At 63.1% G+C, this 6,341-nt stretch carries 8 protein-coding genes and 1 pseudogene; 4 read left to right on the top strand and 5 right to left on the bottom strand.

Annotation, left to right across the window (positions count from 1 at the left end):
• The 4 genes and pseudogenes from ENZ75_RS17020 to ENZ75_RS17005 all read left to right on the top strand — a co-directional run.
• Positions 1-233 (top strand): annotated as a pseudogene (locus ENZ75_RS17020) (tryptophan synthase subunit beta); the annotation flags it as partial.
• A 2-nt stretch (positions 234-235) separates the two neighbouring features.
• Positions 236-1,075 carry a tryptophan synthase subunit alpha gene (gene trpA, locus ENZ75_RS17015; protein ID WP_027161022.1) on the top strand — a complete coding sequence of 280 codons (840 nt, stop codon included), beginning with the start codon at positions 236-238 and terminating at the stop codon, positions 1,073-1,075.
• Positions 1,076-1,176: 101 nt separating this feature from the next.
• Positions 1,177-2,103, top strand: coding sequence for an acetyl-CoA carboxylase, carboxyltransferase subunit beta (accD, locus tag ENZ75_RS17010; protein WP_013528321.1), 927 nt, complete (start codon positions 1,177-1,179; stop codon positions 2,101-2,103).
• Between the two features lie 118 nt (positions 2,104-2,221).
• Complete coding sequence (locus ENZ75_RS17005; RefSeq protein WP_063169785.1) at positions 2,222-3,547, top strand: folylpolyglutamate synthase/dihydrofolate synthase family protein; 1,326 nt, start codon at positions 2,222-2,224, stop codon at positions 3,545-3,547.
• A gap of 64 nt (positions 3,548-3,611) precedes the next feature.
• Here ENZ75_RS17005 and ENZ75_RS17000 read toward each other — a convergent pair whose 3' ends face one another.
• The 5 genes from ENZ75_RS17000 to ENZ75_RS16980 all read right to left on the bottom strand — a co-directional run.
• Positions 3,612-4,025, bottom strand: coding sequence for a type II toxin-antitoxin system VapC family toxin (locus tag ENZ75_RS17000; RefSeq protein WP_063169784.1), 414 nt, complete (start codon positions 4,023-4,025; stop codon positions 3,612-3,614).
• Entirely contained in the window at positions 4,022-4,270 is a 249-nt protein-coding gene (locus ENZ75_RS16995) for a type II toxin-antitoxin system VapB family antitoxin (protein ID WP_128278195.1), read from the bottom strand. Before ENZ75_RS16995 ends, ENZ75_RS17000 begins: the two co-directional genes overlap by 4 nt.
• A gap of 108 nt (positions 4,271-4,378) precedes the next feature.
• Positions 4,379-4,660, bottom strand: a complete 282-nt coding sequence (locus ENZ75_RS16990; protein WP_013528325.1) for a cupin domain-containing protein — start codon at positions 4,658-4,660, stop codon at positions 4,379-4,381.
• 128 nt (positions 4,661-4,788) lie between these two features.
• Entirely contained in the window at positions 4,789-5,112 is a 324-nt protein-coding gene (trxA, locus tag ENZ75_RS16985) for a thioredoxin (RefSeq protein ID WP_013528326.1), read from the bottom strand.
• Positions 5,113-5,188: 76 nt separating this feature from the next.
• Positions 5,189-6,341: PD-(D/E)XK nuclease family protein (locus tag ENZ75_RS16980; protein ID WP_206617048.1), on the bottom strand; the 1,153-nt coding region annotated here is incomplete at its 5' end.

The following is a 6,341-nucleotide window of genomic DNA, read 5'->3' as shown; positions in this document are numbered from 1 at the left end:
ATTCAGGCCGGGTCGAATACGTGCCGATCCTCGATGACGAGGCGCTGGAGGCTTTCAAGCTGACGACGCGCGTCGAAGGCATCATCCCGGCGCTGGAATCGGCGCACGCCATCGCGCATGCGGTGAAGATCGTGCCTGCCATGGACAAGGATCAGATCGTCATCGTCAACCTGTCCGGCCGTGGCGACAAGGACGTGCACACGGTGGCCAGCATGCTGGGCATGGAGATCTGATCATGGCCACCCGCATCGACCGCCGCATGGCGAAGCTCAGGACCGAAGGCCGCCCGGCGCTCGTCACCTATTTCATGGGCGGCGACCCCGACTACGATACCTCTTTGTCGATCATGAAGGCGTTGCCGGGCGCAGGTTCCGATATTATCGAGCTCGGCATGCCGTTCTCCGATCCGATGGCCGACGGCCCGGCGATCCAGGCGGCGGGCTTGCGGGCGCTGAAAGGCGGCCAGACGCTGGCCAAGACGCTGAAGATGGCGGCCGACTTCCGCGCTGGCGACAATGAAACGCCGATCGTGCTGATGGGCTACTACAATCCGATCTACATCTATGGCGTCGACCGCTTCCTCAAGGACGCGATCGCCAGCGGCATCGACGGGCTGATCGTCGTCGACCTGCCCCCGGAGATGGATGAGGAACTGTGCATTCCGGCATTGAAAGCCGGCATCAACTTCATCCGGCTGGCGACGCCGACCACCGACGACAAACGCCTGCCCAAGGTGCTGCAGAACACGTCGGGCTTCGTCTATTACGTGTCGATGACCGGCATCACCGGCTCGGCACTGGCCGACACCGGCAAGGTGGCGGCGGCGGTCAAGCGCATCAAGGGCCACACCGACCTGCCGGTCTGCGTCGGCTTCGGCGTCAAGACCGCCGAGCAGGCCCGGGTGATCGGCGCCAATGCCGACGGCGTCGTCGTCGGCACCGCGATCGTCAATGCGGTGGCCAATGTGCTGGGGCCGAAGGGCGAGAAGACCGCCGATCCGGCCGAGGCCGTCGCCACGCTGGTCAGCGGCCTAGCGCAAGGCGTGCGCTCGGCCCGCCTTGCTGCTGCCGAATAGTTTCCCTACGTCAGGTCTTGTGCATGCCGTTATCCCAGAACCGGTTCCCACTTTTGGGCGACATGCATTAGCAACTCTTCGTCAGGACAGGAGCCGAAGCGATGAACTGGATCACCAATTACGTTCGCCCGAAGATCAATTCGATGCTCGGCCGGCGCACCGACATGCCCGAGAATCTCTGGATCAAGGATCCGGAGACCGGCGAGATGGTGTTCCACAAGGACCTGGAATCGAACCAGTTCGTCATTCCCTCGTCCGGTCATCACATGAAGATCTCGGCCAAGGAGCGGCTGAAATTCTTCTTCGATGGCGGCAAATACGAGACCCTGGACAACCCCAAGGTCATGCAGGATCCGCTGAAATTCCGCGACGAGAAGCGCTATGTCGACCGGTTGAAGGACGCCAAGGCCAAGACCGGCCTTGAGGACGCGATCATCAATGCGCTGGGCACCGTCGAGGGTCTTCCGGTTGTGGTCACGGTGCAGGACTTCGCCTTCATGGGCGGTTCGCTCGGCATGGCCGCCGGCGACGCCATCGTGCACGGTTTCGAAGTGGCCCTGCAGCGCAAGCGGCCGCTGATCCTGTTTGCTGCTTCCGGCGGCGCCCGCATGCAGGAAGGTATTTTGTCCCTGATGCAATTGCCTCGGACAACGGTCGGTGTCGACCGGCTGAAGGAAGCCGGCCTGCCCTACATCGTCGTTTTGACCAACCCGACCACGGGCGGCGTGACCGCCTCCTACGCCATGCTGGGCGACGTGCACATCGCCGAGCCCGGCGCGCTGATCGGCTTTGCCGGACCGCGCGTCATCGAACAGACGATCCGCGAGAAACTGCCCGATGGCTTCCAGCGCTCCGAATATCTGATGGAGCACGGCATGGTCGACATGGTCGTATCCAGGCTGGAAATGCGTGAAACGATCGCGCGCCTGCTCAAGATGCTGCTCAAGCTGCCGGAAGAGCAAAAAACGCTGGAGCCGGAAATCCTGCCGCCGGCGGTGGTTGCCGCGGAAGCTCGGCCGCAAGCCTGAAGCGACACGAAGCGCCGCGACCGCGATTGCACGAGGGCTTCGGCGCGCTGTAGCCTTTGATTGCCATGGCCATCCGAAACCGATTCTGGTTTTCAGGCTCATGCGCTAGGATTCCACCATGACGACGCTTGCCGCCGACCGCGAAATCGAAGCCCTGATGGCGCTTCATCCGAAAGGCTTCGACCTTTCGCTCGACCGCATTTCGCGGCTGCTGGAGCGGCTTGACAATCCGCAGGACCGGCTGCCCCCGGTCATCCACATCGCCGGCACCAACGGCAAAGGTTCGTGCGCAGCCTTTTCACGCGCCCTGCTCGAGGCTGCGGACTACCGCGTCCATGTCCACACCTCGCCGCATCTGGTCAACTGGCATGAGCGTTACCGGCTGGCCGCCGATGGCGGCGGCAGGCTGGTCGAGGACAGGGTTTTCGCCGATGCCATTGCCCGTGCCGCCAGGGCCAATGAAGGCGAGAAGATCACCGTCTTCGAGATCCTCACCGCCGTCACCTTCCTGTTGTTTTCCGAACACCAGGCCGACGCTGCGATCATCGAAGTCGGGCTCGGCGGCCGCTTCGACGCGACCAATGTCATCAAGGAGCCGGCCGTGTCGGTGATCATGCCGGTGTCGCTCGACCACGAGGCCTATCTCGGCGACCGTGTCGAACTGATCGCAGCCGAAAAGGCCGGCATCATCAAGCCCGGCTGTCCGGTGGTCATCGGCGCGCAGGAAAGCGAGACGGCTCTGCAGGTGCTGATCGAAACCGCCGAGCGGCTTGAATGCCCCACCTTCGTCTACGGCCAGGACTTCCTTGCCTTCGAGGAAAACGGCCGCATGGTCTACCAGGACGAAGACGGCTTGATGGACCTGCCGCCGCCCAGGCTGCCCGGCCGCCACCAGTTCGCCAATGCGGCGGCGGCGATCGCCGCGGTCAAAGCGGCCGGTTTCGAGATCAGCCATCGCGCCGCCGAAAAGGCGATGATCAATGTCGCCTGGCCCGGCCGCATGCAGAAGCTCGTGCAGGGCCGGCTGGCCGAACTGGCACCCAAGGGCGCCGATATCTGGCTCGACGGCGGCCACAATCCCGGTGCCGGCGTGGTGGTTGCCGAAGCGCTGGCCGAGCAGGAAGAGAAGAACCCGCGTCCGCTGTTCCTCATCTCGGGCATGATCAACACCAAGGACCAGAGCGGCTATTTCCGTGCCTTCAAGGGCCTCGCCCGGCATGTCTACACGGTGCCGGTGAGCCTCAGCGAGGCCGGCGTGCCGAACGACGAACTGGCGATCCGCGCAACGGAAGCCGGGCTGACCGCCGAGCCGGTGAGTTCCGTCGCCAGCGCGCTGATGCTGCTGCGCGACACCTGGGACGGCCCGTCGCCACGCATCCTGATCAGCGGTTCGTTGTATCTGACCGGAGCGGTGCTGGCCGAGAACGGCACCCCGCCGACCTGAAGCAGGCGACTATTCATGCCTTGGGTGGCTGCGGCGGCTGAGGCCGAACCTTGGCTTTCGACCTTCAGAAATCCCACGGTGAGATCAGATCAAGGCTGGTGGTGCCAAAGTCGCTGAGATTGCGCGTTGCCAGCCGGCCACCGTTCACGCGCGCTATCGCCGCAATCATGCCATCGGGGGCTGACATGCCGGCACCTTGGCGTGTCGCGGCACCCATGATCTCGCCGTAAGCCAAGGCAGCATCTTCAGTCAGTCCAAAAATCCGGCCGGCAAATCGATGGCGCCACCGGGAAAGTCCCTGCTCCAGCCGATCGGCACGCTCATCAGGCCGTATTTTTTGGATGCCGAAGGCGATTTCAGCAATCGTCACTGTGGGAAGGGCCAGTTCAGCGTCATTGCGGACAAGCCATGCCAGGACAGCTTGGTCCGGCGCCTTCTTCAGACTCTCCGAAATCACGTTGGTATCGACGAAAATCAAAGCTCAAGTCCCGAATGAACCTGGCGGCCTTCGCGAATGATCTTTTCCAGATCGATGTCGGCGCCATGGTTTGCAGTCAAGCTGGCATAGAAGGAGGAAGCAGGTTCACGGCCAGCTTCACGAATTTCGTAGGATTCGAGCGCACGTTCGACCACATCGGCTATCGAACGATTTTCACGACGAGCAAGTCTATGAGCCAGGTCGCGTGCTTTTGCGCTTCGGACTGAGAGTTGTGGTTCGGCCATTTCGAACTCCCTTTTAGAACGGATATAGGCCGATCCACTGCTGCCATCAAGGTGGCAGTTGATGGCGTGCCATCACGCGGTGGATTTCCAGCGCATTGATAGGCGACGTTACTTCAGCTCTATCTCGATAAAGGCGTATTCGCCTTCATTGGCGTTGATGACGTCGTGCTCTACGCCCTCCTTGCGGAAATAGGGCGCGCCCTTCTTCATCTCGGCAAAGGATTCGCCGTCCTTGGTCAACAGCTTCACCTTGCCGTCCATCAGCGGCACGACGACATAGTCGTGGCCGTGGCGATGCCAGCCGGTGTTCTCGCCCGGCGCGAAGCGGTATTCGGTGACGATGACACGCTCGTTGTCGATGAAGACGGTGGCCTTGGCGGATCCGGTCATGGGGTTCTCCTGTCTGCCTCGAGCAGATGACATGGAGTGCCCGGACGCGAGGGCCAGAGCCACGCACCGATGACGCCAACAAAAAGCCCGGCGCGAGGCCGGGCTTGATATCAGGAATTTCAGATGGGTCAGGCGAGGTTGCCATTGATCCAGTGCGACAGCGCGGTCTTCGGCGCGGCACCGACCTTCATGTCGGCCATTTCGCCGCCCTTGAAGATCATCAGCGTCGGGATCGAGCGCACGCCGAACTGGGCGGCAAGCTCCGGATTCTCGTCGATGTTGAGCTTGGCGATCTTGACCTTGGCGCCAAGTTCGGTGGCGATATCTTCGAGCGCCGGCGCAATCATCTTGCAGGGACCGCACCATTCCGCCCAGAAATCGACGACGACCGGTACGTTGGCGTCAAGCACGTCAGCCTGGAAGTTGCTCTTGTCGACCTTCACGGTTGCCATATGGAAAAATCCTTTTGAAAGTTTTTGTCCCACCAAATGTGGTGGTGATCGCGCCCTTCTTCAAGCAGGTGTTGTGTCACGCTCCCGTGAGTCGAGCAAGGGCGTCGTCCAAGGCGCTGGCAGGCAGTTCGATCAGCCGCGGCGCCTCGGTGAACAGCAAGGCCGCCTTGACCGTGCGGCCGGGATAGAGCGGCTGCAACAGCGCGCGGTAGAGCGCCAACTGCAGGACATAGGCCGGCGGCACCTCGGCCAGACTGGCGGGCGCCGGCCGGTTGGTCTTGTAGTCGACAATCGATACCGTGTCCGGCGTTACCGCCAGCCGGTCGATCTTGCCGGAAATCGAGCGCTTCTTGCCCTTGACCTCCAGGCTGCCCATGATCGCAACCTCGGCACGCGACGATGGCGCAAACAGCTGACCGAAGCCGGGATCGGCAAGGATCGATGTGACCGACGCCAGGGCCTTTTCACGCTCTGATGGCGGCCAGTCCGCACCGGTTCGCAAGAGATAGCGTTCTGCCGCTCCCGCACGTTCGGGCTCGGCAATACCGGGCAGCATCTGCAGCAGTTTGTGGAGGGCGAGCCCACGCAGCACGGCAAAGCCGGGCTCGGCGTCGGCGTCGAGCACCGGCGACGCCTTGTCGACAACGGCTTGCTTGCCTTCGTCGATCAGCGCCGAGGCGCCCGATGGCGACAACGGACGCGGCAGATCCTCGAAGGGCAGCAAGGGCCGGAACAGCGTCGCCGGCAAAGGCGCGAAAGCGTCGGCCTGCCGTAGCTGATCGGCGGAACTTGGCGCGACGGGGGGCAGCTTGGTGACATGGAAACGGTGCACCGGCTCGCCGCCGGCGGGATGCGCACGCTGCTCGCTCTCCGACGCGCCGATCAGCGCGCGGCTGACGATCGAGTGCCAGGTGCCGGCGTTCGGCGCCCGCTTGCCATGATAGCCGCAGACGATCAGCCGGTCCTCGGCACGGGTCATGCCGACATAGAGCAGCCGGCGGTATTCGTCGTCGGCGAGTTCCCGTGCCCTTGAGGCCGCCGCTTTCGAAAAACCGTTGGCGACCTCGCTGGCCGAGCGCCAGAGATAGCCCTTGCCGTCCCAGTTCGCGCCGGAGCCATCGAAGGGCATCAGGCGCGGCAAATGCTGGTCGCTGAACGGCGCGGAACCGCCATCGACCAGGAACACGACGGGCGCTTCCAAGCCCTTGGCGGCGTGCACGGTCATGACC

Source organism: Mesorhizobium sp. M7A.F.Ca.CA.002.04.1.1 (assembly GCF_004022805.1).
GTDB lineage: Bacteria > Pseudomonadota > Alphaproteobacteria > Rhizobiales > Rhizobiaceae > Mesorhizobium > Mesorhizobium ciceri.
The sequence above is the reverse complement of the archived record's forward strand: the minus strand, read 5'-3'. Positions and strand labels throughout refer to the sequence as shown.

Bases quoted from the DNA above. Each gene is read 5' to 3' on its own strand.
- trpA (WP_027161022.1), top strand. From the start codon at position 236: ATGGCCACCCGCATCGACCGCCGCATGGCGAAGCTCAGGACCGAAGGC.
- accD (WP_013528321.1), top strand. From the start codon at position 1,177: ATGAACTGGATCACCAATTACGTTCGCCCGAAGATCAATTCGATGCTC.
- ENZ75_RS17005 (WP_063169785.1), top strand. From the start codon at position 2,222: ATGACGACGCTTGCCGCCGACCGCGAAATCGAAGCCCTGATGGCGCTT.
- ENZ75_RS16995 (WP_128278195.1), bottom strand. From the start codon at position 4,270: ATGGCCGAACCACAACTCTCAGTCCGAAGCGCAAAAGCACGCGACCTG.
- ENZ75_RS16990 (WP_013528325.1), bottom strand. From the start codon at position 4,660: ATGACCGGATCCGCCAAGGCCACCGTCTTCATCGACAACGAGCGTGTC.
- trxA (WP_013528326.1), bottom strand. From the start codon at position 5,112: ATGGCAACCGTGAAGGTCGACAAGAGCAACTTCCAGGCTGACGTGCTT.